Raw genomic sequence first — 25,456 nt, 5'->3', positions numbered from 1 at the left:
CGCCATCGAGCGCGCCGCTGGCGCGTCCGGCTTCCACTATGGGTACGTCCGCCTTGCATACCGTTTTACATCACCCCCTGAGCCGGCCCCTGGCCGCGCTGTGCTTGCTGCTGCTGGTCGATTTCTTCGCCATCCCCGGCTTTTTCCACTTGGAAATCCGTGACGGCCATCTGTACGGCAGCGTGATCGACATCGTCAACCGCGCCGCGCCCCTGATGCTGGCGGCGCTGGGCATGACCCTGGTCATCGCCACGCGCGGCATCGATATTTCCGTGGGCGCCGTTGTGGCCCTGTCCGGCACCGTGGCCGCCATGCTGATCGGCGGCACCATGGTGATGGACAACGGCGTGCCGACCTATGTAAGCAACATTCCCATGGGCTGGGCCCTGGCGGCGGCCCTGGGCGCGGCCCTGCTGTGCGGCGCCTGGAATGGCGTGCTGGTGGCGGGCCTGGGCTTGCAGCCCATCGTCGCCACCCTGATCCTGATGGTGGCGGGGCGTGGCCTGGCGCAATTGTTGACGGATGGACAGATTGTCACCGTCTACTATCAACCGTTCTTCTTCATCGGCAGCGGTTACCTGTTCGGCTTGCCGTTCTCGCTGTTCCTCGTGGCGTTGGTGTTCCTCATCACGGCCGTGCTGATGCGCAAGACGGCCCTGGGCCTGTTCATCCAGGCCGTCGGCATCAATCCCGTCGCCGCGCGCCTGGCCGGCATCAGGACGGCGACCTTGATTTTCTTCGTGTACGTCTTTTGCGCCGCCTGCGCGGGCTTGTCGGGGCTGATGATCAGCTCGAACATCAAGAGCGCCGACGCGAACAATGCGGGCCTGATGCTGGAACTGGACGCCATCCTGGCCGTCACCCTGGGCGGCACCTCGCTGGCCGGCGGCAAGTTCAGCTTGGTCGGCAGCATGATCGGCGCCCTCATCATCCAGACTTTGACGTACACCATCTATTCGCTGGGCGTGCCGCCCGAAGTGAACATGGTCGTCAAGTCCGTCGTCGTCTTCCTGGTCTGCCTGTCGCAATCGTCGGAATTCAAGCAATTGCTGCATCGGAGAAAAGCATGAAGGGCTTGCTGCACACCCCGTATTTCACCTCGCTCGTCACGGTCCTGCTGCTGGTGGTGATGCTGGGCCTGGGCGGTGCCGCCTACCCGGGCCTGCTGTCGACGCAAGTGATCTTTAACCTGTTGATCGATAACGCCTTTTTGCTGGTGATCGCCGTCGGCATGACCTTCGTCATCGTTTCCGGCGGCATCGATCTGTCCGTCGGTTCCGTGCTGGCCCTGTCGACCATGATCGCCGCCTGGCTGCTCAACGTGGCGCACTGGCCGCCGCTGCTGGTGATCGTCACCGTGCTGGCGCTGGGCACGGTATTTGGCGCCAGCATGGGCGCGCTGATCCATTACTTCAAATTGCAGCCGTTCATCGTCACCCTGGCCGGCATGTTTTTGGCGCGAGGCTTGTGCTATTTGATCAGCATCAATTCCATCACCATAGCCGACCCGCTGTTCGTGGCCATGTCGCAGACCCAGCTGGGATTCCTGGGCGGCTTCGTCTCGCCCGGCGTCGTGATCGCCGTGGCGACCTTGCTGCTGGCCATCTGGCTGGCGCACGCGACGCCATTCGGCCGCGCCGTGTATGCGATCGGCGGCAATGAACAGTCGGCTTTGATGATGGGGCTGCCTGTCGGCCGCACCAAGGTCTTCATTTACGCCTTCAGCGGCTTTTGCGCCGCGCTGGGCGGCGTGCTGTTTTCGTTCTACATGTTGTCCGGCTATGGCTTGCATGCGCAAGGCACGGAGCTGGACGCGATTGCCGCCGTCGTCATCGGCGGCACCCTGCTCAGCGGCGGCTACGGCTACGTGGCGGGCGCGCTGTCGGGCGTGCTGGTGCTGGGCACCATCCAGACCCTGATCGCCTTCGACGGCACGCTCAGCTCGTGGTGGACCAAGATCGTCATCGGCGGCTTGCTGTTCGTCTTTTGCGTCGTGCAAAGACTGATGGCCATGGGCCAGAAAAATACCAACGGGAGTTAATCTGATGTTCAAGCAACACAAACGTGCCGCAGCCATCGGCATGGCGGCGGCGCTCGCCTGCGCCCCACTCGGCGCGCAGGCGGCCAACCCCATCGTCAAGGATATCTACACGGGCGACCCGGCCGCGCTGGTCGACAATGGCAGGGTGTACCTGTACGTCGGCCACGATGAAGCGAGCGCCACGGACACGGATTACCGCATGCACGAGTGGCGCGTGTATTCCTCGTGCGACATGGCGAACTGGACGGATCACGGCTCGCCCGTGCGCTTTTCCACCTTCGCCTGGGCCGGCAAGGATGCGTGGGCCGGCGACATCGTCAAGCGCGACGGCAAGTATTATTTTTACTCGACCGTCGACCACAAGACCATCCCCGGCAAGGCCATCGGCGTGGCCGTGTCCGACAGCCCGACGGGACCGTTCGTCGACGCGCGCGGCAGCGCCCTGATCACGAACGACATGACGAAGCAGACGGCGATCCCGTGGGACGACATCGATCCGGCCGTCTTCATCGACACGGATGGCCAAGCCTACATTTACTGGGGCAACACGGTCTTGAAGTACGCCAAGCTGAAAGCGAATATGACGGAGCTCGACGGCCCGATCCTGACCTTCGGCATGGATGCGTTCACGGAAGCGGCGTATATGCACAAGCATGCGGGCACGTATTACCTGTCGTACTCGCGTAACTTCCCCGAGGAAACGGCATACTCGACAGGGCCGACGCCGACAGGGCCATGGCATTTCCGCGGCACCATCATGGACAAGAATGCCATCGTAAAAACCATTCACCAGGCCATCATCGAATTCAACGGCAAGTCCTATATCTTCTATCACAACGACAAGTTGCCCGGCGGCGGTGAATACCGGCGTTCCGTGGCCGTGGAAGAGCTGAAATACAAGCCGGACGGCACCATCGAATTCATCCCGCAAACGGCCGGTCCGGCGGCCAACCCCAGCGCCGCTTGCAAGGCATCCTGAACGCTGCTTAACGATACACAAAAAGGAGACACACCGATATCTATAACATCGATATTGAGTTAAAAGCGATATCGATCATGATATGATTTATTCATGGATACCCTCAACCCCAACTGGTTCTTGCGAGCCCGCCTGAAGACGCGGCAATTGCTGCTGTTGATCGCCCTTGACGAGCAGCGCAACATCCACCGCGCGGCGGAAGAATTGCACATGACGCAGCCGGCCGCGTCCAAGCAAATCAAGGACCTGGAAGAGATGCTGGACGTGCGCCTGTTCGACAGGCTGCCGCGCGGCATGGAGCCGACCATCTACGGCGAAACGATGATACGCCACGCGCGCATGGCCTTGACGAGCCTGTCGCTGGCGCATGACGACATCGTCGCCCTGAAGTCGGGCCTGACGGGCCAGGTGGAAGTGGGCGTCATCATGACGCCGGCCATGGCCTTGCTGCCGCGGGCGATTGCCCGCATCAAGCAGCAGGCGCCCTTGATGCGCATCGGCGTGCACCTGGAGCACAGCAATACCCTGATGGACATGTTGCAGCATGGCACCCTGGACTTCATGATCGGGCGCATCCTGGAAAAGGAAAGCAGCGCCGGCCTCATCTACGAGGAATTGACGGAAGAGCCGGCCAGCGCCGTGGCCCGCAATGGCCATCCGCTGCTGTCGCGCAAGAATTTGCAATTGAAAGACTTGGCGGGCCAGCCATGGATCTTGCCGCCGCAAGGCAGTATCCTGCGCCACCGCTTCGACATGATGTTCCGCCGCGCGGGCCAGGAACCGCCCGTGGACGTGGTCGACACGACGGCCTTGTTGTTGATCACGTCCTTGCTGCAGCAAACGGATTCGCTGCACGTGATGCCGACGGAAGTGGCGCATTACTACGAATCGTTGAACGTGCTGAGCATCCTGCCCATCGAGCTGCCGTGCAAGATGGATGCGTTCGGCATCATCCGCCAGCAGGATCATCTGTTGTCGCCGGGCGCGGACATGCTCTTGAAGGCAGTACGCGCCACGGCACAGGATATGTACTAGTCGGGCACTTCAAAGAAAAACAGCTGCACCAGCCGGCCATTTTCCGGCGTATCGCCAAACACATTGCTGATCGAGTGAAAGTAATGGCCCTTGTAGACGATCAGGCGGTTGTGGCGCATCGGCACTTCCAGCAGCGCTTGCCAACTGTCGCGCTGTTCCTGTAAGTCGTTGAATTTCTGTACTTTACTGTTCGGCAGCCAGCGTTTCTGGAAGTCCTTGAAGCTGGCGTAGCCGCCCGCCTTGACGTCCGCCTCGGGGAGTCTGCGGTACCAGCCGCTGGGCTGGTGGCGCCAAAAGGTGGTGCCGCCCTGGCACTGCTCGGGCGGGTTCAAATACAGCACGCCCGCATAGAAATTGAAATTGTTGCCCGTCTCATTGTCCACGTGGATATCCGTGCGCGCCATGGCGTCCGCATAGCTGAGGCGGTACGAGCCATTGTCGGGCGAAATAAAACGGATGGGGCGGCCCAGGGCCGTGGCGATGCGCTCCATGATGGCTTGGCTGGGCTGGCCCGCCGTCTGGCTGCCCGGATAGTTTTGTCCCGCATAGCGCTGCTGCTCGAACGGCAAGGCCAGCGCCTGCGCGCGCCAGGCGGCCGGGTCGGGCAGGAAATCGTCGAGGATGTGCAAGTCCGTTTCGCGGATAAAATCGTGCAGGGTGTCCGCGACATTGAGCGGCGTCAATGTTTCTGCCTGTTCCGCTTGCGGGTTGGCAAAGCCGATGCAGCACGTTTGCGCCAGCGCCGGATGCAGCGCCAGGCCTTGCGCGTAGCGCGCCAGCGCCAGTTCCTGCTGTCCCGTGCGGTAATACAGCTCGGCCAGTCCCTGCAGGGTTTGCCAACGCTGCGGACGCAGGGCGTGGGCCCGTTCCAGTTCGGCGATGGTCCCCAGCAGACGCTGTTTTCCCATCAGAAGTTCGGCATGGCTGATGGCGAAATCGTGCTCGTGCGGCGCCAGCCGCGCCGCCGTGGCGTAGCTGGCCAGCGCCGCCTCGCTATCCGTGCCGCGCAGCACGTTGCCCAGGTTGTAGTGGAACAGGGCATTGTCGGGCTGTTGCTTGAGCGACAGTTTCAGCAAGCCCAGGCCGATGGCGCCCTGGCCCAGCTCCAGCATGGCCAGGCCCTGGAAATGCTGCGCTTCGGCCAGGGCCGGGTCTTGCTTGTACGCGGCCTGGTAGGCATTGATCGCTTCGATCAGCTTGCCCGCCTGTTGCAGCCGTTGCCCGTTTGCCAGATGTTGTTCCGCCAGTGTCTGTTCGCCCATGTCGCTATCCCGATGCAATGTGGCGAACAGTGTAACCGAGGCCGTACTAAGTAACCCCCAATAAATTATTGTGATTTCTGACTTCCATAAGCGGCGCTCTGCAAGGTGGCCGACGAGGCTTGCCCGCTGCTAGCAGTGCTCGCACTGCGTCGCAGCGGGCGCCTTGCATAGCATCCGGTTCTGTTCGTCATAAATTCACAATAATTTCCTGAGGATTACTTAGCGCGCCTGGTTGACGGGAATTTCTTCCCCGTTCAGCTTGATCGCCACCTTGACGATCTGCGCCTTGACCTGGTTGCTGGCCATGTCCGCTTCCTGGGCGTAGGCGTACACGACGATGGCGAAGTCCTTGTAGCCGCTGCGCGCCGCCTCGATCTTGCGGGCCGCCTCCTGGTCCACCTTCAGCAGCGAATAGCCGTCGCCATTCGTAAATGCCAGCTTGTAGTCGCCGTTGTCGTACATGTAGTAATACGTGCCCGCGTCGGCGAACTTGGCCGGGAAGGCGGCCTTGTCCATCGCGTACGGCGACAGCGCGCCCTGGCCATTGATCTGGTAGCGCAGGTAGCGCCGGGTTTTCGCCTCATTGACCTTGGCGTCGATCTGCGGTTTCAGGGCGTCGAGCACTTCCTGCTTGCGGAAGGCGTCGTTGCTGCCCGCATATTCGCGCGAGATGCGCTGCGCCACGGCCGCGTAGTCGGGCGGCACGCCGGACAGGGCGATGTAGCTGTACATCAACTGGTTGCCGCTGGTGATGTCGACATAGCTGGACGTCGGCGTGGCAGCGTCCGCTTGCGGCAGGCTGGCGGCCGCCGCCTTCACTTGCGCCTTGGCGGCCAGGTCCGCGACATTCGCGGCGACGGGGGCAGAAGCGGCTGGTGTGGCGTTATCCGTCTTGCCGCAGGCGGACAGGATCACGGCAATGGCGAGCAGGGCGGGGAAAGTGCGGTTCATGGTATTTCCTTCAGTATGGGTGTGTAAGAGGTGACTTAGCCGACGGTTTTGCGTTTGTATTCGCCATAGCCGTAGGCGGCCAGGACAATGCTGGCGGCCAGCACCAAATAAAAGCCGATGCCGAACGAGAGCCCTTGCCACACCTGGCCCAGCATTTCGCTGGCCATCTGCTCGGCCATGCGGGTCGCGCGGCTGCCCATGATGCCGCCCATGGCATTGCCCGCGTCGCTGACGGCGCCCTTGATCTTGATGAACAGCAAACTGCTGTGGATGACGATGAACAGCAGCGGCGCGCACTTGCCCAGCGCCGCTTTCGGGTGATTGCTGGCCATGGTGGCGCAGCAGGCGGCAATGGCCAGCAGGAAGAAAAATTGCGCCGAAGTAAAACCGCCGCCGCCATCGCGGGCAAAGCTTTCCAGGCTGTCGGCGGACAGGCCCAGCAACTGCCAGTAGGTGCGCGAGACGGAGGCGAACAAACGGATGCCGATGGTGTTGAAGACAAAGGAGCCGGCGATCAGCACGCCCAGGCTGGCCAGCACCTTGATGCCCAGTGCCGAGACGGCCTGACCCCACAGCTGCTGGCCCTTGTCGCGCGCCAGTTTCGCCGCGCCGGCCATCTCTTCCTGCGCCAGTTGCTGCGTCGCCACGGCGCTGACCGTGTCGAGGCCGCCTGACTCGTTGAAACGCACGTCGACGACGGCGTTGATGGCGGGCGCCACGTCGGAGCGCCAGTGGGTAGTGACGTCGAAGGCATGTTGAATGCCGGCCACGCTGACGGAACCTTGTCCGCTGGCTTGGTAGGCGAGGATGCGGCCCCGTTGGCCGGTGGTGATTGCTGCTGGGCTGGATGCTTGCATGGGATTTCCCTGGTCACTGTCATGCTGTATTGCATGTACCCACGGATAACGGGGGCAGTTCCGGGAAATCCAAAATTATTTGAAATTATTTTTTGGGGGGCTGCATCAGGTCTTTGGCGGCGCCCTGGTAATCCTTCATCAAGCCCATGAACGCGTCCTGCAAATGCCGGGCCGCATCCTGCGGCGGCGCGCCCGTGCGCCGCGCCAGGTCGAATTTATACGCATGGGCGGCCGTGTAGCCCGCCTGCGAGGCGGCGTCCAGCAGCGCGCCCGCCCGCTTCAGCGAGGCGGGGTCGCCCTTGACCATCAGCAATTCGGCCAGATAGGTCTGGGCAATCGGAAAATCCTTGGCGGCCGCCTTTTCCAGCCACTGCATGCCCGCCTTCGGCTGTTTGATGCCCGCGTCGCCGCCGCCGATGCCATAGCCGAGGGCCGTCAGCGCGACCAGGTCGCCGCCCCGCGCGCGCTTTTCCAGCTGCTGGCGGGGAAACGGGCGGGCCGCGATCTGCATGCGGATTTCATAGTTGATGTCTTGCAATACGTTGCCGGGCCACACCTTGACGCCCGGTACGGCCGGCTTTTCCATGGCTGGCGCTGGCGCTGGCGCGCGCATGCCGCTGTTGCCCGAGGCCAGCACGCCGGCGGGGGGCGGGCTGACGCCCTTGCCGCTGCCCATGTTCAGCACCAGGCGCGCCGACGTTTCGCCGAACGACACGCGGGGCTTTTGCACGTCGTGCGTCATGGCCGCGACGCGTGCCGCCACTTGCGAAAACACGTCGCCCATGGGCAAGCCCGGAGCGTCCAGCGCGTCGAGCAGGGCGCTCGTGTAGGGGCTGTTGCGCGAATCGGGCGACCAGAAATCGCGGGCCAGGGCGCCGGGACCGGCCGAATAGGCGATCACCACGCCGCGTGGCGCGGCCGTATCGGCAAAGCCGTGGCTGGCCGCGTTGCCGCCGGGAACCACCACCGCGCCGCCGCGCGTATATTCCTGGCGGCAAGCGTCGAGGATCAGCACGGCGCCGCGCGCGCCCGTGCGCTGCAAGTCGCCCGCCAGGCTGGAAACGGACACGCCCTGCGCGGCGATGGCGGACGCGCTCAGCGCATTCATGTTGGCGCCCAGCGGCAATACATAATTGGCTTCGCCCGCCTGCGCGCCGTGGCCCGCGTAAAACACGAGGGCGATATCGGCGCCGCGCGCCTGCGTGGAAAACTCGGCCGACGCCTTTTGCAGCTGCGCCGCATTGATGTCCGTGCGCAGCAGCACTTCAAAGCCCAGGCGGCGCAGGCGTTCGGCCATGGCGCGCGCGTCATTCACGGGATTTAACAGGGGCTGCGGATAGGCCGCGTTGCCGATCACCAGCGCGATGCGCTTGCCGGGACCGCTGGCGACATTCCCCGTGGCCGCTTGCACGCCGTTACCGCAGAGTAAAAAGATGAGGCTGAAAAACAGGGAAATCAGGCGATGCATCGGCGTCTCGGGAATTGTCGTGAAAGTAACAAAAGTTAGCGATTTTGACGGTGATATGAGAAAATTGCTTAAATGCATTTTACCTTACTGACAAGTTTCTCTTGTCTGGCCAGCGTATTGCTTGTTTGCCGGTGCGCGTCGCCGCCGGCCAGTGGCGCGTGGCGCCCAACACACGATCGGACCGGCTGTGCAATCGGAACAATTTGAACGGATTCATGCTTTCTGGACCCGCCGCCCGCAGCTGACACAAGGCGAACTGGGCGAGTTTTACCAGCGCGTCATCGCCGCGCTGACCCCGTGCCGTCCGCGCGAAGCGGCGTCGCTCGGCGATTCCCTGACCGATCTGCGCCACCAGTTCTTCATCGAAAAAGTCTTGCACAGCGACAGCGACGCCGCGCCCCACCACGTCGGCGCCCTGTTTTTATACTTCAAGCGCTTCATCATCGACCAGCGGCGCAAGCAGCGTGACGACGACGATGCGGATGCGCAAGAGGGCTGCGAGTTGCGCGCGCCCGACGCCTATGCGGAGCCGCTGCGCGACTACCAGCTCACGCCGCAGCAAGTGCGCGAGGCGGCCGACAGTTTTATTGCGACCTTGCCCAGCGATTTGATTCTGCTGCTGCGCCATTGCGGCTGCGGCGGCATGCCCGTCAAGGAATTGGCCGAGCAGATTGCCTCCGCGCACTACCACGGCGGCAAGCTGGGCCTGGTCCACAGGCAGAAGGGCGAGCCTGCCAGCGCGGGGCGCCAGGTGGTCGAGCCGGCCCACCGCGCCACCTTGCTGGGCAGCTGGGTCTTGAGCCTGCTCAAGCTGCGCGTGGGCGATACCCTGGCCGCGCGCGACATGCAGGCGGCGCAAATAGTTTTGGATATCTTGTGCGTGGCCGCGTTATCCCTGCACCTGGACCCCGCGTCCCCTCCCCCGAACCCGGATGAAAGGCCACCGGCATGAATGCATTGACGCCCACCCTGGCCATCGTTGCCGCGCGCCTGCCGTCGCCCCCGTCTTCCATCGACGTGCTGGACGACGAGGTGGCGGGCGCCACCCCCGACTGGCGCGGCATCGCCGTGCCGGAACACGTGATGCAGCGCTTCGCGCGCCGCAGCGACGCCGCGCCGCTGGCCGGGCGGCCCATCGCGGGCGGACAGATCCACCTGCTGGCGCGCCGCCCCGGCTTCGGCGCCGTGCTGCTCGACGCCTGGGACAGCACGCGGCAGCGCTGGCGCGGCTGGCTCGTCACGCCGGACACATCGTATGCGGACGCCTGCGGCCTCGTGGTCGAAGAGCGCGACGCGCCCGCCGACCCGCGCGCGGGCCTGGTGCTGTGCGACATGCCGGTGACCTTGGCCGTGACGGACCTGGGCGCCTGCCTGGGCGTGTTCAGCCAGGAGCGCCTGCAGGCGGCGCGCTGGCTGGAGCTGCATGGCCGCGCCAATGGGGCTGCAGCCGCGCCGGGCGTGATCGCCCGCGTGGCCTTGCCGGGCGACGATTACGCCTTGACGGGCACGCCTTTGTCGAGCGAGCTGGGCAAGGATGGCCGCGTGGCGTACCGGCAATTGCTGCGCCAAGGGCTGCAGCAGTTGCAGATCGCTTCGGCCGATGCTACTGCGCCACCGGTGAAGGTGCCAATGCAGGCGGCAAATTCCAGCCGCTGGCTCAAACTTGTCACGGCCGTGGCCGCCAGCGTGATGGTGGTGCAGTCGGCGTGGCTGTTCCTGCCGAAAGAGGGCGCCGTCGTCGGCAATGCGGAATTCCGCAATGGTGCTCCACAGGGCAGCGGCGTCGAGACGGGCGTGCGCACGCGCGTGCTGTTCCGCGCCGAGGCCACGGAGGCGGAAATCCGCACCTGGCTGCAGCGCGAGCAGTTGGAAATCGTCGCCGGACCGGACACCCTGGGCGCCTTCACCGTGCTGTCGCGCAACCGCCAGAAAGTCTTGCCGCCGCCAGGTCCGGGCAATCCGCTGGCCGTGATCAATCCCTGACCCCGAAATAAGAGAAAGTTATCAAGTATGGCAACGTATAAGAATTTTGCATCTGCGCACTGGCGCAAACTGGCCATGGGCCTGGCCGCCGGCGTCCTGTTGACGGGCTGCGCCATGACGCCGAATGGCCGTGGCGGCGTGTTGATGGGCCTCGATACGGCCGAGCTGTTCGGCACGCCGATTTCCACCTTCCGCTTGCGTGATGGTACGGAAGGCACTTTGCGCAAGGATCCGAAGGGCAAGTATTCGATCAAGCTGTCGCAGGCGTTCCGCGTCGTGCCGCTGGACAAGGCCATCACGGCCCGCGTGGCGCGCGTGGAAAACGTGGGCGAGCGCACCGTGGTGATCGTCGAAACCCAGGAGCGCGGCTGCGCCTACCGCTATGAAGTGCTGGCGTTCCAGGGCACGGACGTGCTGCAGTGGACGGTCGGCAATTGCAACGACCGCCCCCGCGTGGAACTGGCGGCCGATGGCCGTTCGCTCAATATCGACTTCCCCAATTACAACCGCCTGGCGCGCATGATTTACACGGACAGCCGTTTGCTCAACGCCAGCGTGCCCGTGCCGCCCGGCGTCGATACGCGCGCGCAGCCGTTTGCCGACGACGCCTTGCGCGCCGCCGGCCCCGTCATCGCCACCGTGCCGGGCAGCGACAGCGGGCGCGTGATTCCTGCCGCTCCGGCCGCCGCACCGGCAGCCGCCACCAAGCCCGCCACGCGCGCCACCAGCCGGAACCGCCGCCAGGTGGCGCAGGAAGCGCCCGCGCCAGCCCGCACCGTGCCAAGCGCCCCGGCAGCGGCAGCTCCGGCCGCGCGTGCCGGCGACAGCGCTTCGCGCGTGCCGGCCGCCATGAGTTTCCAGACGGAAGAAATCAAGCCCGTCGTCATCGATTTGAGGAAATAGGATGGCCGCCAGCTTGCGCAGTCTGCAAATCCGGCAGACCTTGATCCTGATCGTCCTCACCATTATGTATCTGTGCTTCGAGCTGGGCTTCAATGCCCGCCTGCTCGACGTGGTGGGGGGCAACGTCAAGCCGGAAGACGTGGAAGGGGTGGAATTCTATGGCCGCAGCCTGTCGGGCATCGCCGCCGCGCTGGTGGTGCTGCAGCTGATGTGGCGCCGCCGGCTGAGGAACAATGGCAGCGGGCCGGGCTGGACCAAGATCCTCGTCTGCTGCGTGGTGACGGCCGGCGTCGTCTTCGGCGTGCTGAAAACCACGGTGAATGTGCTGGTCAATACGCGCGACGCGGAATTTCGCCGCATGGCCTTCAACACCACCCTGCTGCAGCGTTCGCTGGTAGGCGGCAGCTTGCAGCTGCAGGGCCTGGTTGACGATCCCACCCTGTTCGCCAAGCCGGAGGGGAAATCCTTCCTGGCCCTGTTCCCCTTCCTGGCCGTCTCGGTGCGGCATCTCGACGAGCGCATGGGACCGGCCAAGGAGCAGCTGGTGCGCGCCAACGTGCGCCAGGTGGCAGGCGGCCCGTCCGGCTACTATGACAAATATCAAGAGGCCATGCGCGAGCTGGCCGGCAAGTGGGAATTGTATGCGGGCATCATCCCCGACAGCGATGCCGGCTTGCGCGCCAAGCAGCAATCGTCGTGGCAGGAATACGTGAGCAGCCTGTCGCGGCGCGGCTGGCAGCCGCATTCGGTGCCGATGCGGCGCCAGGCTGCCGTCGTCAACAATGTACGCAAGAAAGTGCCCGTGCCCGCCAACTGGCGTACCGACGACGAGCTGGGTTTCCGCGCCGCCGTCAAGCGCCGTTACGCGGCCGAGGCGGCCAGCAAGGGCGTCTCCGTGCGCGGCGAGCGCATCCCGCCGGGCTTGCCGTTTGCCGCTTTTGTCGCGCGCCCCGGCGTGCAGGCGGAATTGCGCGAAGCGTTGAAGTTGCCGGCCAGCGCCACGGTGCAGGCCGCGTATGCGAGTCCGGCCGAGTTCGGCCGCCTGTTCGACCAGTTCCTGGATCGCCAGACGGCGGAAAAACTGGTGGAATACCGTGCCAGCCGCACGGATTTTGAAGCGGGCGGCAGGTTCTTTCACGAAGGCAAGGAAGCGGCGCGCGCCGCCATCGTGCCGCCCGTGGCCCTGTTCTTCTCGCTGCTGGGCGCCATCGGCCACTTTTCCAAATTGCTGTATCTGATCGCGACCGTCGTATTATTGCTGCTGGCCATGCGCCGTGGCGAGCAGGCGGGCGCCGATGGACAGCTGAGCCGGCGCTCCGCCTGGATCGCCACGGGCGTGCTGGCGACGGCCTTTGCGGGTACCTGGGGCATGCTGTCGGTGCTGGACAACAATGTCACGCGTAGCGAGCTGTTCCGGCAAATGCTGGACTGGACGCGCCAGGGCGAGCCCGACAGCACGCGCTGGAATCTCGCCGGCAAGGCCATCCTGGCCAATATCACGCACGTCGTGGCGGTGGGGCAGGGCTACAGCTACCCCGTCAACGAAGCGATCCGCATCCATGTTTTGCAGGGAATTCACTATGGCTATCACCCGCAACAAAAATAAGGCGGCCGCGCTGGCCTTGCTGTTCTCCATGTGCAGCACGGCCGCGCAAGCCGATTGCCTGGGCATGAAGATGCATGCGCACCGCGGCGCCGGCAATGCGCCGGAAAACTCGCTGAGCGCGCTGCGCAACACGTATTTCGGCACCTGGGACGGCGTCGAGACGGATTTGCAGCTGCTGGGCGACGGCAGCTGGGTGGTGCACCACGACTTGCTGACGGGAAGGGTCGTCGACACGGGCTCGCCCCGCACCGTGAAACAATTGACGGCCGACGACTGGCGCGCCGCCAGCATGAAGAACCGCGGCGTGGCCACGCCGGAAACGCCGCCGTTCGTCACCGATGTCGCCGACCTGGCGACGGCTTTCCCGGCCAAGACCCTGAATGCGGAAATCAAGGATGTGGTGTCGTCGTGCGCGCCGATCGCCACCCTGGTGGGACAGTTGCGCGCGAACATCAAGCACGGCAACTGGTTTTTGACGTCGGGCGTGCCGAACAACCTGGCGTGCGCGCGCCGCGCCGATCCGCAGGGTTACCTGGGCCTGCTCGTGTTTGACGCGCGCAATGCGCAGGCGGCCGGCGCCAACCGGGTCAGCCGCTATATCGCGAAAAATGCCCGCCCGCCCAAGCTGGACAAGCCATGGCTGCAGCGCGTGCAGCAACAGATCGGCATGCCCACCGGCGTGCATGTGGATGCGCGCAGCCTGGACGCCAATCCGAATCTGCTGGCTGATGCCGCCAGCCTGAACATGCCCGTCTTCGTGTACGCCGTCGATGGCGACTCGGCCCTGGCCGCGTCCCTGCTGCGCGCCCAGCAGCGCAGCCACCGCTGGCCCAGCGGCGTCATTCTTGACGGCAATCCCGAGACGTTTTGTGCGATGATGAAGTAAGCATTTTTACTTGCCGAGAGACCATGCCATGACCCTGCCGCAACCCGACCCCGCCGCCGCGCTGGCCCGTAGCGCCATCGGCGCCATGTTCTTTTCCCTGTTTGGCGGCCTGTGGGTGGCCGCCTGGTGCGTGCAGACGTATGGCGCGCATCCGCTCAGGCTGCTGCCGGTTGCCGGCGTCACCGTCCTGCTGTTCATGCTGGCGTGGCGCCAGTTCCGCCGCCACCGCGCCGCGCATGCGGCGGCGGAACAATCGCCGGAAGCGAAACGCGTGGGGCGGCTGTTCAATATTGTGAACGCCGGGCAATGGATCGCCATCTTCATCGTCGGCAACGTCCTGAAAAACATGGGCTTGCAGGCGTGGTTCATTCCCGCCGTCATTCTCATCGTGGGCCTGCATTTCTTCCCGCTGGCCTGGCTGTTCAAGGCGCGCCGCCACCTGGCCATCGGCATGGCCCTGTGCGTGTGGGCCATCGGCTATCCGCTGACCGCGCGCCATGGCCCCATGCACCCCATCGGCTGTCTCGGTGCCGGCCTGATCCTGTGGGTGGCGGCCCTGTCCGCCGTGCGCGCCGGTTTTGCCGTGCAGCAAAGCGCCTTGCAAGCCCAGAAATAGCTGTATCCGACGGCCCGCGCAGGGCCGTTTTTGCCCCGTTTTTGCCTTTTTCCTGCCGCATTCCTGCCTCTTTTTTGCGCATCGCAGCATCGATAATGTTTGCATCGCGCGCGCGACTGGCCTATAAATGTAATCGATTACATTTTATTGAGCACCTTCATGCCGCCAGCCGTTCCATCACCTTTGCCGACAGAAACCGTCTCCATCAGCGCCGTTGCCGCGCATGCGGGCGTGTCGGTGGCCACCGTGTCGCGCGTGATGAACGAGCAAGCGGGGGTGCGGGCGCCCACGCGCGACAAGGTGCTCGCTTCCGTGGCGGCCCTGGGCTACCGCATGAACCATCTGGCGCGCAGCCTGCGCACGGCCGAGAGCCGCATGCTGCTGACCATGGTGCCTGACGTGGGCAACCCCTTTTATGCGCAGATCGTGCGCGGCATCGACACGGTGGCGCGCGAACACGGCTATTTCGTGTTGCTGTGCGACACGGGCGCCGACGCGGGCCGCGAGCGCTCGTATTTCGACTTGCTGCGCATGCACCGCGCCGACGGCGCCATCTGCCTCGATCCGGACACGGTGCAGCATGCCTTGTCGCATGAATCCGTCAGCCTGCCATGGGTGGCCTGCTGCGAATTCGACCCCGCCGTGGCCGTGCCCTATGTCGGCATCGACAACCACCGCGCCGCGTCCGACGCCGTCGCGCATCTGCTGGCGCGCGGCCATACGCGCATCGGCCTGATCAACTCGGATGAACGCTATCTGTACGCGCGGCAACGCCAGCAAGGCTATCTGGACACCCTGGCGGCGGCCGGCCTGCCCGTGCAGCCGCAGTGGGTGCACACGGTGCAAAGCCTCGATTACGAAGCGGGCACGGCCGCCACCTTGCGGATGATGGCGGGGCCCGACGCGCCCACGGCCATCTTTGCCGTCTCCGATACCCTGGCCATCGGCGTCTTGAGCGCGCTGCGCCAGCTGAACAAGCGCGTGCCGGAAGACGTGGCCGTCATCGGCTTCGACGATATCGCCATCGCCGCGCAGATCGATCCGGGCCTCACCACCATCGCCCAGCCCATGCGCGAGCTGGGCGAGACGGCGGCGAGACTGTTGCTGCAGCGCTTGGCGGACCCGGCGGCACAGGTGCCGGGCGTGTTGCTTAACCATAACTTGGTCTTGCGAGGGAGTGCATAGTGAGCGTTGCCGTCGGTTTCGAGGGGGTGTGCAAGGATTTCGGCCCCGTGCGCGTCTTGCATGGCGTCAGTTTCAACCTGGCGCCGGGGCGCGTGTATGGCTTGCTGGGCGAAAATGGCGCCGGCAAGTCGACCCTGATGAAAATCCTCGCCGGCTACGAGGCGGTGAGCGAAGGGCAGCTGCTGATCGATGGCCAGCCCCGGCGCTTTGCCAGTTCGCGCGCGGCGGAATCGGCCGGCATCGTGCTGATCCACCAGGAATTCAACCTGGCCGAGCACCTGACGGTGGCGCAAAACATGTTCCTCGGCCACGAGCAGACGCGCGGCTGGCTGCTCGACGAGCGCGCCATGCGCGAGGAAGCGTCGCGCTATTTGAAACAGGTGGGCCTGGATGTCTCGCCCGACACCAAAATCCGCGACTTGATTGTGGCTGAAAAGCAACTTGTGGAAATCGCCAAGGCCCTGTCGCGCCGCGCCCGCTTCCTGATCATGGATGAACCGACGGCCACCCTGACGTCGTCGGAAACCCAGCGCCTGTTCGCCGTGATGGCGCAGCTGAAAGCGGACGGCGTGACGATTTTGTACATTTCCCACAAGCTCGATGAAGTGGAGCGCAACACGGACGAGGTCATCGTCATGCGCGACGGGCGTTTCGTCACGCGCGAACCGACGGCCAGCCTCACGCGCCAGCAGATGGCGAACCTGATGGTGGGGCGCGAACTGTCGGACATGTTCCCCGCGAAAGTGGCGCTGGCGAAAGAAGCTCCTGTGTTGCTGAAAGTCGAGGGGCTGACGGTGCCGGGTTGGTCCAGGGACTTGTCCTTCGAGGTGCGGGCCGGCGAAGTGCTGGGCTTTGCGGGCCTGGTGGGCGCGGGGCGCACGGAATCGTTCGAGGCGCTGCTGGGCTTGCGTCCGCGCAGCGCGGGGTTGATCCATCTCAATGGCCAGCCCGTGGACATCCGCACGCCCAAGCAAGCCATGCAGCACGGCATGACGTATTTGAGCGAAGACCGCAAGGGCAAGGGCTTGCACGTGAACCTGGGCTTGCGCGAAAACCTCACCCTGATGACGATGGAGCGCTATGCGCGGCCGTGGCTGGACGTGAAAGCGGAAAAGGAGGCGCTGGCCAAGGCGGTGCTGGACTTCAATATCCGCACGGGCGACCTGGACAGCCGCGCGCGCATGCTGTCGGGCGGCAACCAGCAAAAGCTGGCGCTGGCGAAATACCTGCATTCGGACCCCCGTGTCGTCGTGCTCGATGAGCCGAGCCGCGGCGTGGACGTGGGCGCCAAGCGCGACATTTACTTTTTGATCCACCGCCTGGCCGCCGAAGGGCGCGCCGTGATCGTGATCTCATCCGAACTGATCGAATTGATCGGCCTGTGCCACCGGGTCGCCGTGATGCGCGCCGGCACCTTGCAAGCCACCCTGTCTGCTGACCACCTGACCGAAGAGGAGTTGATTGCCCATGCAACCGGCACGCACTGACACCACTGTCTCCACCGGCGCCCCAGGCGCCAGCATCGCCAGACTGGGCGCGCGCATCAAGGGCTTTGGCCCCGTGCTGGGCCTGTTGGCCCTGTGCATCGCGGGCACCTTGCTCAATGGCGACTTCGCCACCCTGGACAACCTGATGAACGTGCTCACGCGCACGGCTTTTATTGGCATCATCGCCGTCGGCATGACCTTCGTCATCATTTCCGGCGGCATCGATCTGTCCGTCGGCTCCATGGCGGCCCTGATCGCCGGCTGCATGATTTATTTCATGAATGCGCTGGCGCAAGGGGCGGGCGGCGACCTGGCGCCCATCACCATGCTGGTGCTGGGCATCGCCATGGCGCTGATCCTGGGCGCCGGCTTTGGCCTGATGCATGGCTTGTTAATTAGCAAGGGCAATATCGAGCCGTTCATCGTTACCCTGGGCACCTTGGGCATCTTCCGCGCCGTGCTCACGTACCTGGCCGATGGCGGCGCGCTGACCCTTGACGCCACCCTGTCCGAGCTGTACAGCCCCGTCTACTACACGAGCGTGCTGGGCGCGCCGATCCCCATCTGGACTTTCCTCTTCGTCGCGGCGGCCGGCGCCATCATTTTGAACCGCACGACGTTCGGTCGCCACGTGCAGGCGATTGGTTCCAACGAGCAAGTGGCGCGCTATGCGGCCATCAACGTCGACAAGGTGAAAATCGCCACCTACATGCTGCTGGGCGTGTGCGTGGGCATCGCCACCGTGCTGTACGTGCCGCGCCTGGGCTCGGCCACGCCCACGACGGGCTTGCTGTGGGAACTGGAAGCCATCGCCGCCGTCGTCGTGGGCGGCACGGCCCTGAAAGGGGGCGAAGGGCGCATCGTCGGCACCGTCATCGGCGCGATTTTATTGTCCGTGATCAGCAACATCCTGAATTTGACCAGCATCATCAGTGTCTACCTGAATGCCGCAGTGCAAGGCGTGGTGATCATCGCCGTCGCCTTCCTGCAGCGAGGCCGCAAATAAAACAAGAGCGGCGTTCTGAAAGGGCGGCCACCGGGCGCCCACAACCTTGGAGGAGAGCAGCATGAAGAGCTTTATACGGGTAGCAGGGATGGCAGTGCTGGTGATGCAGGCGTGGGCGCTGCCGGGTGCGCAAGCCGCAGAAAAGCTGGTGGTCGGCGTGGCCATTCCCACGGCCACGCACAGCTTTACCTCGGGCATCGTGTGGTGGGCCAACCAGGCCAAGGCGGAACTGGAAAAAGCCCATCCGGGGCTGAAGATCATCGTCAAGACGGCCGCCACGGCACCCGAGCAGGCGAACCAGCTGCAGGACATGTTGACGGTGAACAAGATCAACACCCTGGTCATCTTCCCCATCGAGTCGGCCTCGCTGACGCAGCCCGTGGCGCAAGTGAAAAACAAGGGCGTGTACGTGACGGTGGTGGACCGCGGCTTGACGAACACGCAGTCGCAGGATGCGTACATCGCGGGCGACAACACGGCCTTCGGCAAGCTGCCGGCCGAATACCTGGCGAAAAGCCTGAATGGCAAGGGCAATATCGTCGCGCTGCGCGGCATGCCGACGACGCTCGACAACGAGCGCTATGACGCATTTTCCGCCGTGATGAAGGGTCATCCCGACATCAAGGTGCTGGACGCCAAGTATGGCAACTGGAACCGCGACGACGCCTTCAAGGTCATGCAGGATTACCTGACCCGCTTCAAGCATATCGACGCCGTCTGGGCCGCCGATGACGACATGGCCATCGGCGTGCAAAAGGCCATCGCGCAAGCGAAGCGCACGGACATCAAGCAAGTGTTCGGCGGTGCGGGCGCGAAGGGCGCCGTGAAGAAGATCATGGACGGTTCCGACCCGCTGATCGTGGCCGACGTGTCGTACTCGCCCAAGTTCATGTACGACGCCATCAAGCTGACGACGGAAGCGCGCCTGAAAGGTGATAAATTGCCGGCCAACACCATCATCCCGTCGGTGCTGATCACGCGCGAGAACGCCAAGCAGTTCTACTTTCCGAACTCGCCTTTTTAAACTGAACCTCCCCCGGGGCCAGATTCCCGGGGGCCAAAGGATACCCATGAAAACCATCCAGGGCCCGGCCATCTTCCTGGCCCAGTTTCTCGGCGACGAGCCGCCGTTCGACTCGCTCGAGCACCTGGCGCAATGGGCGGCCGGCCTGGGCTACAAGGGCTTGCAGCTGCCGACGGCGCCGCGATTGTTTGATCTGGAACAAGCGGCTGCCAGCCAGCAGTATTGCGACGACGTGGTCGCCCTGCTGGCGCGCCACGGCTTGCAGGTGACGGAATTGTCGACGCATTTGCAGGGCCAGCTGATCGCCGTGCATCCCGCCTACGACGCCCTGTTCGACGGCTTTGCGCCGGAACAGGTGCGCGGCGATCCCGCCGCCCGCACGGCCTGGGCCACGCAGCAGCTGCTGTGGGCGGCCAGCGCCTCGCAGCGCCTGGGCTTGCAGGCGCACGTGACGTTTTCCGGCGCGCTGGCCTGGCCGTACCTGTATCCATGGCCGCAGCGCCCCGCCGGCTTGGTGGAAACGGCGTTCGCGGAATTGGCCAGGCGCTGGCTGCCCATCCTCGACGCGTTCGACGCGGCGGGCGTGGACCTGTGCTACGAATTGCATCCGGGCGAGGACTTGCACGATGGCGTGACGTTCGAGCGTTTCCTGGCCGCCGTCGATGACCACCCGCGCGCATCCATCTTGTACGACCCCAGCCACTTCGTGCTGCAGCAGCTCGACTACCTGGCCTTCATTGACATCTATCATGCGCGCATCAAGGCCTTTCACGTCAAGGATGCGGAATTCCGGCCCAACGGGCGCCAGGGCGTGTATGGCGGCTATGGCGACTGGCAAGACCGGGCCGGGCGCTTCCGCTCGCTGGGCGATGGGCAGATCGATTTCAAGGCCATCTTTTCCAAGATGGCGCAGTATGACTTTCCGGGCTGGGCCGTGCTGGAGTGGGAATGCTGTCTGAAACACCCGGAGGATGGCGCGGCCGAAGGGGCGCGCTTCATCCGCGAGCACATCATCCACGTGGCGCAGCACGCGTTCGACGATTTCGCGGGCAGCGCGGTTGACCAGGATCAAATCCATCACTTGCTAGGCTTGAAATAGGGAGACGACATGCAGCGACGGATACGCTTGGGCATGGTAGGGGGCGGGCAGGGCGCATTCATCGGCGCCGTGCACCGCATCGCGGCGCGCATCGACGACCAGTATGAACTGGTGGCGGGCGCCCTGTCGTCCGATCCGCAACGCGCGCGCGACAGCGGCGCCGCGCTGCACCTGGCGCCGGAGCGTTGCTACAGCGATTACCGCGCCATGGCGCAGGCGGAGGCCGCGCGCGCGGACGGCATCGAGGCCGTCGCCATCGTCACGCCGAATCATTTACATGCGCCCGTCGCCACGGCCTTCCTGGAAGCGGGCATCCACGTGATCTGCGACAAGCCGCTGGGAATATCTCTGGCGGAAGGCCGGGCGCTGGCGGCGCTGGCGCAGCAGAAAAACCTGCTGTTTGCGCTCACGCATACCTACAGCGGCTACCCGCTGCTGCGCCACGCGAAAGCCATGGTCGAGGCGGGCGACATCGGCGAGCTGCGCCTCGTGCAGGTGGAATACTCGCAGGATTGGCTGGCCGATGCCATCGCGGCGGGCGGCATGAACGAGGGCAACTGGCATAACGACCCGCAGAAGGCGGGGCCGGGCGGTGTGCTGCTCGACGTGGGCTTGCACGCCTATCATTTGGCGCAATTCGTCAGCGGACTGACGCCGCAGCAGGTGCTGGCGGAATTGTCGACTTTTGTTCCCAACCGCACCCTGGACGACCACGTGCAGGTGATGTTGCGCTACGCCAATGGGGCGAAAGGCACCCTGTGGGCCAGCCAGGTGGCGACCGGTTGCGAAAACACGGTGCGCCTGCGCCTGTTCGGCAGCAAGGCGCAGCTGGACTTTGATCAGGAACAACCGAACGAGCTGTGGTTCACGCCGCAGGGCGGCAACCGCCAGCTGCTGCGCCCGGGCCGGGTCGACAGCGCCGCGGCGCGCCACGCCACGCGCGTGCCGGCCGGCCATCCGGAAGGGTATCTGGAAGCGTTCGCCCAGTTGTACCTGGACGCGGCCTTGCGCATCCGCGCCCTGCAAGCTGGCTTGCCCGTGCCCGAGGAAGCGGGCTGGCTGCCCACCGTCACCGATGGCGTGGCCGGCCTGGCCTTTGCGGAAGCCGTGCTGAGCAGCCATGCGGATGGCGGTCGCTGGACCGCGCTGCCGGACTGTTAAACTGGAGGCATGAGCGCGCTTCCCTTTACCATCACGATCGTCCCGCAAGGCTGGCAATTCCCGGCCGATGCGGGCAGCACCATCCTGGCTGCCGCCGAACTGGCCGGCATTCGCCTGCTCAGCTCCTGCCGCAACGGCACCTGCCGCACGTGTATCTGTCACATGCCCGAGGGAACGATACGCTACACGGTGGACTGGCCCGGCATCAGCCCCGATGAACGGCTCGACGGCTACATCCTGCCCTGCGTGGCCGTGGCGGACAGCGATGTCACCATCCAGGCGCGCGCCGTGCGCACGGGCAATTAGTTCACGACGGCTTGCCACCCTTGAGGCGCTGCAGCAGCGCGTCCACGCTGTCGCTGACGGGCAAGCCGTGGCGGCGCAGCAACTGCACGTGCAAGACGAGGTTTTCCAGCACCAGCTTGGCCGCCACGGCCAGCAAGGCCAGGTTGCGGTCTTCCGGGCTGAAACTTTCCATCGCGTCGGCCATCTCGCACAGGTGATTGGCGATCAGCCCGCGCAATTCCTGCTCGTCGAAGGGCAAGTCGGCAAAATCGATGGGATCGGCCACTTCCACTTCCTGCATCAGCACCGCTAGTTCTTCCGGGGTAATCGTCATGCCTGGCCTCCTTGTGTGCTTGCCTCTATTTTAATTGTATTGGCCGCAAAGGGGACTAGAATGAGGACCAGGCCGATGACGTCGAAGGCAGCATGGCGAAATTGCACTTTACGCAACAACTGGCGCGTTTCCTCGACGTTCCTGCCGTGGAGGTGGATGCGCCACGCCTGCGCGCCGCCCTCGATGCCGCGTTTGCCCGGCAGCCGCGCCTGCGCGGCTACGTGCTCGACGAGCAGGGTGCCTTGCGCCCCAATGTGGTGATCTTCATTGACGGCGCCCGCTGCCGCGAGCGGCGCGTGCTCGACGACGCCTTGCGGCCCGACAGCCAGGTGTATATCTTGCAGGCACTTTCCGGAGGTTGACGCCATGACAGCAGTCCCGCAGCGCGCGTATCTCGGCACCCGCAAGGGCCTGTTCCAGTTCGATGTCGATGCAGCCGGCGCCTGGCAGCTGGCGCTGGTGCAGTTTGCCGGCGATCCCGTCTCCATGCTGCTGCACGACGGCCGCGACGGCACCCTGTATGCGGCCCTGAACCTGGGCCACTTCGGCGCCAAGCTGCACCGGCGCGACGCGGGCAGTGGCGAATGGAAAGAAGTCGCCGTGCCCGCCTATCCCGCCAAGCCGGAAGGCAGCAGCGATACGGTGGACTGGACCTTGCGGCAAATCTGGTCGCTGGCGGCCGGCGGCGCGGACCAGCCTGGCGTGCTGTGGGCGGGCACCCTGCCTGGCGGCCTGTTCCGCTCCAGCGACCGCGGCGACAGCTGGCAACTGGTGGAATCCCTGTGGAACGTGCCGCAGCGGGCGCAGTGGTTTGGCGGCGGTTACGACGTGCCCGGCATCCACAGCATCTGCGTCGACCCGCGCGACAGCGACAAGGTGCTGGTAGGCGTGTCCTGCGGCGGCGTGTGGCAAACGGTCGATGGCGGCGCCAGCTGGGCCTTGAGCGCGACGGGCATGCGCGCCGATTACATGCCGCCCGAACTCGATGAAAACGAAGCCGTGCAAGACCCGCACCGCATCGTGCGCAGCGCCGGCGCGCCCGAGGCGCTGTGGTGCCAGCACCATAACGGCATCTGGCGCTCGGACGATGCCGGCTGGCACTGGCAGGAAGTCACGACGGCGCCGCTGGCGCATTTCGGCTTTGCCGTGGCCGTGCATCCGCGCGATGGCGACACGGCCTGGTTCGTGCCGGCGCAGGCGGACGTGCTGCGCATTCCCATCGATGGCGCGCTGGCCGTGACGCGCACGCGCGATGGCGGGAAAACCTTCGAAGTCTTGCGCGCGGGCTTGCCGCAGCAGCATTGCTACGACCTCATCTACCGCCACGGGCTGGCGCTGGCCGACGATGGGCGCAGTCTGTTGATGGCGTCGACGACAGGCGGCGCCTGGTTTTCAGGCGACGAGGGCGAGCATTGGCAGACCATTTCCGCCCACTTGCCGCCCGTTTATGCCGTCTGTTTTGCCACGCCGTAATAGCACAGGAAGATATCGATGGCCAGTTCCGTCACTTCGCGCCGGCGTGCCGGGCCCAGCAAAGGCTCGCCCAGGGTGATCTGCGGCCAGAAGGCAAAGGTTTTCAAGGGCGACATCAGCAGGTGCGCCACTTCCACCGTCTCGCCCGCCTTGATGCGCCCGTCCTGCTGCGCCGCGCGGATCCAGATATTCAAGCCCGTTTCCTTTTCATTCAGGCGCGTCACCATCGCTTGCGCGCGCGCGGGCGAGTGGATGGTTTCGCCAAAGATCACGCGCGCCAGGTCGATGAAGGCCGGATCGCACAGCAAGTCCATCTTTTGCTCGACCAGGGCCAGCACTTGCGGCCGCAGGGGCTGGTCGGCAACATAGGGCACGGCAGGCTGGGCCATGCTGCTTTCCCACATGCGCTGCAGGATTTCCGCGAACAGCTCGTCCTTGCTGGGGAAATGGTTGTATACGGTGCGCTTGGATACGGCGGCCGTGGCGGCGATCTTGTCCATGCTGGTCGCATCAAAACCGTGCTCGCGGAACTCGGCGATGGCGGCATCGACGATGGCGACGCGCTTGCGGTCGGTGAGGCGTTGCGGTGCGGCCATGGCGGGAAATCTCCTTTGAAAACAATATTTTACACCTCTTGGTTTACTTTGCCAGAAATAGGAACTACACTGTGTAGTGTAATTTAACCCTTGTTAATTCTTTGCCGGGCCGCATATGCACTTGCACCGAGTCGCACGTCGTCTCTTATCCTTGGGAGTCTTGATTATCATGAGTTCTTGCACCTTGCGCGCCGCGCCTGCCGCGCCCATAGAATCGCCACAACGCCTCGACGGCAAGTTCCGCAACCCCGTGCAAATGCACAAGCTGGGCACGGCCGCAACGCTCAAGCTGATGTGGACGTTTTTCTTCGATAAGCCCGACAGCACCGTGCCGGCCGCAGCCGTGCCCGTGCAAGCCTTGACCCGGGCGCAACTGCTGGCCGCGCCCGACAACAGCTTGTTTCGCCTGGGCCACTCGACCCTGCTGTTGAAACTGAACAATGAATTCTTCCTCACCGACCCCGTGTTTTCCGAACGCGCGTCGCCGGTGCAGTGGGCGGGACCGAAGCGTTTCCACCAGCCGCCCATCAGCATCGCTGACTTGCCGCCGATCAAGGCCGTCATCCTGTCGCACGACCATTACGACCACCTCGACCATGCGGCCGTGCTGCAACTGGCCGCCAAGACGGAGCATTTTGTGACGCCGCTGGGCGTGGGCGATACCCTGGTTGCATGGGGCGTGCCGAAGGACAAGGTACGGCAATTCGACTGGTGGCAAGGCACGACGATTGCCGGTGTGAAACTCGTCGCCACGCCGTCGCAGCATTTTTCGGGACGCGGCTTGTTTGACGGCAATCAAACCCTGTGGGCGTCGTGGGTCATCGACGCGCCGGACGTGCGCGTGTTTTTCAGCGGCGACTCCGGCTATTTCGACGGTTTCAAGCAGATCGGCGACAAGTACGGCCCGTTCGACGTGACCATGATCGAGACGGGCGCCTACGACAAGCTGTGGCCGGACGTGCACATGCAGCCGGAACAGACCTTGCAAGCCCACCTGGACTTGCGCGGCAAATGGCTGATGCCCGTGCATAACGGCACCTTCGACCTGGGGCTGCACGCCTGGCATGAACCGTTCGACCGCATCGCGGGGTTGGCGGCCAAGCAGGGCGTGAACCTGGCCACGCCGCAGATGGGCGAGGCCGTCGACCTGGCGCAGCCGAAGAAGGGCGAAAAATGGTGGCTGGCGATGCTGGAAGAGGAAATGGCGAAGTAGGCTCGC

The 25,456-nt window shown here is 64.5% G+C and carries 26 protein-coding genes; 20 read left to right on the top strand and 6 right to left on the bottom strand.

What is annotated here, in order from left to right; genetic code table 11:
• The first annotated feature begins 38 nt into the window (after nucleotides 1–38).
• The 4 genes from O0881_RS18705 to O0881_RS18690 all read left to right on the top strand — a co-directional run bounded on the left by O0881_RS18705 (nucleotide 39) and on the right by O0881_RS18690 (nucleotide 4,055).
• Nucleotides 39–1,070 carry an ABC transporter permease gene (locus O0881_RS18705; RefSeq protein WP_289912653.1) on the top strand — a complete coding sequence of 344 codons (1,032 nt, stop codon included), beginning with the start codon at nucleotides 39–41 and terminating at the stop codon, nucleotides 1,068–1,070.
• Nucleotides 1,067–2,041: a galactofuranose ABC transporter, permease protein YjfF gene (gene yjfF, locus O0881_RS18700; protein WP_251349493.1), complete on the top strand. Its 975-nt coding sequence runs from the start codon at nucleotides 1,067–1,069 to the stop codon at nucleotides 2,039–2,041. Before O0881_RS18705 ends, yjfF begins: the two co-directional genes overlap by 4 nt.
• A 4-nt stretch (nucleotides 2,042–2,045) precedes the next feature.
• The gene (locus O0881_RS18695) at nucleotides 2,046–3,020 is read left to right on the top strand and encodes a glycoside hydrolase family 43 protein (RefSeq protein WP_289912490.1); all 975 of its coding nucleotides are present in this window, start codon (nucleotides 2,046–2,048) and stop codon (nucleotides 3,018–3,020) included.
• A 93-nt stretch (nucleotides 3,021–3,113) separates the two neighbouring features.
• Nucleotides 3,114–4,055 carry a LysR family transcriptional regulator gene (locus O0881_RS18690; protein ID WP_289912489.1) on the top strand — a complete coding sequence of 314 codons (942 nt, stop codon included), beginning with the start codon at nucleotides 3,114–3,116 and terminating at the stop codon, nucleotides 4,053–4,055.
• Here the strand turns inward: O0881_RS18690 and O0881_RS18685 are convergent.
• The 4 genes from O0881_RS18685 to O0881_RS18670 form a co-directional block, all read right to left on the bottom strand.
• Nucleotides 4,052–5,317, bottom strand: a complete 1,266-nt coding sequence (locus O0881_RS18685; RefSeq protein WP_289912488.1) for a DUF6445 family protein — start codon at nucleotides 5,315–5,317, stop codon at nucleotides 4,052–4,054. The two genes, O0881_RS18690 and O0881_RS18685, sit on opposite strands and share 4 nt — an antisense overlap.
• Nucleotides 5,318–5,536: 219 nt before the next feature.
• Entirely contained in the window at nucleotides 5,537–6,268 is a 732-nt protein-coding gene (locus tag O0881_RS18680) for a hypothetical protein (RefSeq protein WP_289912487.1), read from the bottom strand.
• A gap of 35 nt (nucleotides 6,269–6,303) precedes the next feature.
• Complete coding sequence (locus O0881_RS18675; protein WP_289912486.1) at nucleotides 6,304–7,125, bottom strand: hypothetical protein; 822 nt, start codon at nucleotides 7,123–7,125, stop codon at nucleotides 6,304–6,306.
• An 85-nt stretch (nucleotides 7,126–7,210) separates the two neighbouring features.
• Complete coding sequence (locus O0881_RS18670; protein WP_289912485.1) at nucleotides 7,211–8,593, bottom strand: caspase family protein; 1,383 nt, start codon at nucleotides 8,591–8,593, stop codon at nucleotides 7,211–7,213.
• Nucleotides 8,594–8,780: 187 nt separating this feature from the next.
• Between O0881_RS18670 and O0881_RS18665 the strand changes: the two genes are divergently transcribed.
• The 13 genes from O0881_RS18665 (at nucleotide 8,781) to O0881_RS18605 (ending at nucleotide 21,855) form a co-directional block, all read left to right on the top strand.
• Nucleotides 8,781–9,545 carry a hypothetical protein gene (locus O0881_RS18665; RefSeq protein WP_289912484.1) on the top strand — a complete coding sequence of 255 codons (765 nt, stop codon included), beginning with the start codon at nucleotides 8,781–8,783 and terminating at the stop codon, nucleotides 9,543–9,545.
• A complete protein-coding gene (locus tag O0881_RS18660) occupies nucleotides 9,542–10,576 on the top strand; it encodes a hypothetical protein (protein WP_289912483.1) in 1,035 nt (344 codons plus the stop codon). Before O0881_RS18665 ends, O0881_RS18660 begins: the two co-directional genes overlap by 4 nt.
• A gap of 27 nt (nucleotides 10,577–10,603) precedes the next feature.
• Nucleotides 10,604–11,479 (top strand): hypothetical protein, encoded by an 876-nt coding sequence (locus tag O0881_RS18655; RefSeq protein ID WP_289912482.1) that lies wholly within the window; start codon nucleotides 10,604–10,606, stop codon nucleotides 11,477–11,479.
• Nucleotide 11,480: 1 nt separating this feature from the next.
• The gene (locus O0881_RS18650; RefSeq protein ID WP_289912481.1) at nucleotides 11,481–13,085 is read left to right on the top strand and encodes a hypothetical protein; all 1,605 of its coding nucleotides are present in this window, start codon (nucleotides 11,481–11,483) and stop codon (nucleotides 13,083–13,085) included.
• A complete protein-coding gene (locus tag O0881_RS18645) occupies nucleotides 13,060–13,971 on the top strand; it encodes a glycerophosphodiester phosphodiesterase family protein (RefSeq protein WP_289905894.1) in 912 nt (303 codons plus the stop codon). Before O0881_RS18650 ends, O0881_RS18645 begins: the two co-directional genes overlap by 26 nt.
• A gap of 28 nt (nucleotides 13,972–13,999) precedes the next feature.
• The gene (locus O0881_RS18640) at nucleotides 14,000–14,587 is read left to right on the top strand and encodes a hypothetical protein (RefSeq protein ID WP_289912480.1); all 588 of its coding nucleotides are present in this window, start codon (nucleotides 14,000–14,002) and stop codon (nucleotides 14,585–14,587) included.
• Between the two features lie 159 nt (nucleotides 14,588–14,746).
• A complete protein-coding gene (locus O0881_RS18635; protein WP_289912479.1) occupies nucleotides 14,747–15,772 on the top strand; it encodes a LacI family DNA-binding transcriptional regulator in 1,026 nt (341 codons plus the stop codon).
• Nucleotides 15,772–17,259: a sugar ABC transporter ATP-binding protein gene (locus O0881_RS18630; protein ID WP_289912478.1), complete on the top strand. Its 1,488-nt coding sequence runs from the start codon at nucleotides 15,772–15,774 to the stop codon at nucleotides 17,257–17,259. The genes O0881_RS18635 and O0881_RS18630 overlap by 1 nt, the downstream gene beginning before the upstream one ends.
• Nucleotides 17,240–18,265 carry an ABC transporter permease gene (locus tag O0881_RS18625; RefSeq protein ID WP_289912477.1) on the top strand — a complete coding sequence of 342 codons (1,026 nt, stop codon included), beginning with the start codon at nucleotides 17,240–17,242 and terminating at the stop codon, nucleotides 18,263–18,265. Before O0881_RS18630 ends, O0881_RS18625 begins: the two co-directional genes overlap by 20 nt.
• Before the next feature lie 88 nt (nucleotides 18,266–18,353).
• Nucleotides 18,354–19,289 (top strand): substrate-binding domain-containing protein, encoded by a 936-nt coding sequence (locus O0881_RS18620; protein WP_257219067.1) that lies wholly within the window; start codon nucleotides 18,354–18,356, stop codon nucleotides 19,287–19,289.
• Nucleotides 19,290–19,335: 46 nt separating this feature from the next.
• On the top strand, nucleotides 19,336–20,388 hold the full coding sequence (locus tag O0881_RS18615) for a sugar phosphate isomerase/epimerase (RefSeq protein WP_289912476.1): 1,053 nt from the start codon (nucleotides 19,336–19,338) through the stop codon (nucleotides 20,386–20,388).
• 9 nt (nucleotides 20,389–20,397) lie between these two features.
• Nucleotides 20,398–21,549 (top strand): Gfo/Idh/MocA family oxidoreductase, encoded by a 1,152-nt coding sequence (locus O0881_RS18610; RefSeq protein WP_289912474.1) that lies wholly within the window; start codon nucleotides 20,398–20,400, stop codon nucleotides 21,547–21,549.
• Between the two features lie 9 nt (nucleotides 21,550–21,558).
• Complete coding sequence (locus O0881_RS18605; RefSeq protein ID WP_099665838.1) at nucleotides 21,559–21,855, top strand: 2Fe-2S iron-sulfur cluster-binding protein; 297 nt, start codon at nucleotides 21,559–21,561, stop codon at nucleotides 21,853–21,855.
• Between the two features lies 1 nt (nucleotide 21,856).
• Here O0881_RS18605 and O0881_RS18600 read toward each other — a convergent pair whose 3' ends face one another.
• On the bottom strand, nucleotides 21,857–22,168 hold the full coding sequence (locus O0881_RS18600; RefSeq protein WP_070258491.1) for a hypothetical protein: 312 nt from the start codon (nucleotides 22,166–22,168) through the stop codon (nucleotides 21,857–21,859).
• Nucleotides 22,169–22,260: 92 nt separating this feature from the next.
• Here O0881_RS18600 and O0881_RS18595 point away from each other — a divergent pair, with 92 nt between their 5' ends.
• On the top strand, nucleotides 22,261–22,530 hold the full coding sequence (locus O0881_RS18595; RefSeq protein WP_289912473.1) for a MoaD/ThiS family protein: 270 nt from the start codon (nucleotides 22,261–22,263) through the stop codon (nucleotides 22,528–22,530).
• Between the two features lie 4 nt (nucleotides 22,531–22,534).
• Nucleotides 22,535–23,641 (top strand): exo-alpha-sialidase, encoded by a 1,107-nt coding sequence (locus O0881_RS18590; RefSeq protein ID WP_289912472.1) that lies wholly within the window; start codon nucleotides 22,535–22,537, stop codon nucleotides 23,639–23,641.
• On the opposite strand, the gene O0881_RS18585 is transcribed toward O0881_RS18590, so the two are convergent.
• Nucleotides 23,614–24,237 carry a TetR/AcrR family transcriptional regulator gene (locus O0881_RS18585; protein WP_289912471.1) on the bottom strand — a complete coding sequence of 208 codons (624 nt, stop codon included), beginning with the start codon at nucleotides 24,235–24,237 and terminating at the stop codon, nucleotides 23,614–23,616. The genes O0881_RS18590 and O0881_RS18585 overlap by 28 nt on opposite strands.
• Before the next feature lie 169 nt (nucleotides 24,238–24,406).
• Here O0881_RS18585 and O0881_RS18580 point away from each other — a divergent pair, with 169 nt between their 5' ends.
• On the top strand, nucleotides 24,407–25,450 hold the full coding sequence (locus O0881_RS18580) for an MBL fold metallo-hydrolase (RefSeq protein WP_289912470.1): 1,044 nt from the start codon (nucleotides 24,407–24,409) through the stop codon (nucleotides 25,448–25,450).
• The last annotated feature ends 6 nt before the right edge of the window (nucleotides 25,451–25,456 follow it).

This window comes from Janthinobacterium sp. SUN100 (genome assembly GCF_030397705.1).
In the GTDB taxonomy this organism is placed as follows: Bacteria; Pseudomonadota; Gammaproteobacteria; order Burkholderiales; family Burkholderiaceae_D; genus Janthinobacterium; species Janthinobacterium kumbetense.
This window is presented reverse-complemented; position numbering and strand designations above follow the sequence as displayed.

What these genes read in the sequence shown, in the direction of transcription:
- O0881_RS18705 (WP_289912653.1), top strand. Translation starts at nt 39, where the DNA reads ATGGGTACGTCCGCCTTGCATACCGTTTTACATCACCCCCTGAGCCGG.
- yjfF (WP_251349493.1), top strand. Translation starts at nt 1,067, where the DNA reads ATGAAGGGCTTGCTGCACACCCCGTATTTCACCTCGCTCGTCACGGTC.
- O0881_RS18695 (WP_289912490.1), top strand. Translation starts at nt 2,046, where the DNA reads ATGTTCAAGCAACACAAACGTGCCGCAGCCATCGGCATGGCGGCGGCG.
- O0881_RS18690 (WP_289912489.1), top strand. Translation starts at nt 3,114, where the DNA reads ATGGATACCCTCAACCCCAACTGGTTCTTGCGAGCCCGCCTGAAGACG.
- O0881_RS18685 (WP_289912488.1), bottom strand. Translation starts at nt 5,317, where the DNA reads ATGGGCGAACAGACACTGGCGGAACAACATCTGGCAAACGGGCAACGG.
- O0881_RS18680 (WP_289912487.1), bottom strand. Translation starts at nt 6,268, where the DNA reads ATGAACCGCACTTTCCCCGCCCTGCTCGCCATTGCCGTGATCCTGTCC.
- O0881_RS18675 (WP_289912486.1), bottom strand. Translation starts at nt 7,125, where the DNA reads ATGCAAGCATCCAGCCCAGCAGCAATCACCACCGGCCAACGGGGCCGC.
- O0881_RS18670 (WP_289912485.1), bottom strand. Translation starts at nt 8,593, where the DNA reads ATGCATCGCCTGATTTCCCTGTTTTTCAGCCTCATCTTTTTACTCTGC.
- O0881_RS18660 (WP_289912483.1), top strand. Translation starts at nt 9,542, where the DNA reads ATGAATGCATTGACGCCCACCCTGGCCATCGTTGCCGCGCGCCTGCCG.
- O0881_RS18655 (WP_289912482.1), top strand. Translation starts at nt 10,604, where the DNA reads ATGGCAACGTATAAGAATTTTGCATCTGCGCACTGGCGCAAACTGGCC.
- O0881_RS18650 (WP_289912481.1), top strand. Translation starts at nt 11,481, where the DNA reads ATGGCCGCCAGCTTGCGCAGTCTGCAAATCCGGCAGACCTTGATCCTG.
- O0881_RS18645 (WP_289905894.1), top strand. Translation starts at nt 13,060, where the DNA reads ATGGCTATCACCCGCAACAAAAATAAGGCGGCCGCGCTGGCCTTGCTG.
- O0881_RS18640 (WP_289912480.1), top strand. Translation starts at nt 14,000, where the DNA reads ATGACCCTGCCGCAACCCGACCCCGCCGCCGCGCTGGCCCGTAGCGCC.
- O0881_RS18635 (WP_289912479.1), top strand. Translation starts at nt 14,747, where the DNA reads ATGCCGCCAGCCGTTCCATCACCTTTGCCGACAGAAACCGTCTCCATC.
- O0881_RS18625 (WP_289912477.1), top strand. Translation starts at nt 17,240, where the DNA reads ATGCAACCGGCACGCACTGACACCACTGTCTCCACCGGCGCCCCAGGC.
- O0881_RS18620 (WP_257219067.1), top strand. Translation starts at nt 18,354, where the DNA reads ATGGCAGTGCTGGTGATGCAGGCGTGGGCGCTGCCGGGTGCGCAAGCC.
- O0881_RS18615 (WP_289912476.1), top strand. Translation starts at nt 19,336, where the DNA reads ATGAAAACCATCCAGGGCCCGGCCATCTTCCTGGCCCAGTTTCTCGGC.
- O0881_RS18610 (WP_289912474.1), top strand. Translation starts at nt 20,398, where the DNA reads ATGCAGCGACGGATACGCTTGGGCATGGTAGGGGGCGGGCAGGGCGCA.
- O0881_RS18605 (WP_099665838.1), top strand. Translation starts at nt 21,559, where the DNA reads ATGAGCGCGCTTCCCTTTACCATCACGATCGTCCCGCAAGGCTGGCAA.
- O0881_RS18600 (WP_070258491.1), bottom strand. Translation starts at nt 22,168, where the DNA reads ATGACGATTACCCCGGAAGAACTAGCGGTGCTGATGCAGGAAGTGGAA.
- O0881_RS18595 (WP_289912473.1), top strand. Translation starts at nt 22,261, where the DNA reads ATGGCGAAATTGCACTTTACGCAACAACTGGCGCGTTTCCTCGACGTT.
- O0881_RS18590 (WP_289912472.1), top strand. Translation starts at nt 22,535, where the DNA reads ATGACAGCAGTCCCGCAGCGCGCGTATCTCGGCACCCGCAAGGGCCTG.
- O0881_RS18585 (WP_289912471.1), bottom strand. Translation starts at nt 24,237, where the DNA reads ATGGCCGCACCGCAACGCCTCACCGACCGCAAGCGCGTCGCCATCGTC.
- O0881_RS18580 (WP_289912470.1), top strand. Translation starts at nt 24,407, where the DNA reads ATGAGTTCTTGCACCTTGCGCGCCGCGCCTGCCGCGCCCATAGAATCG.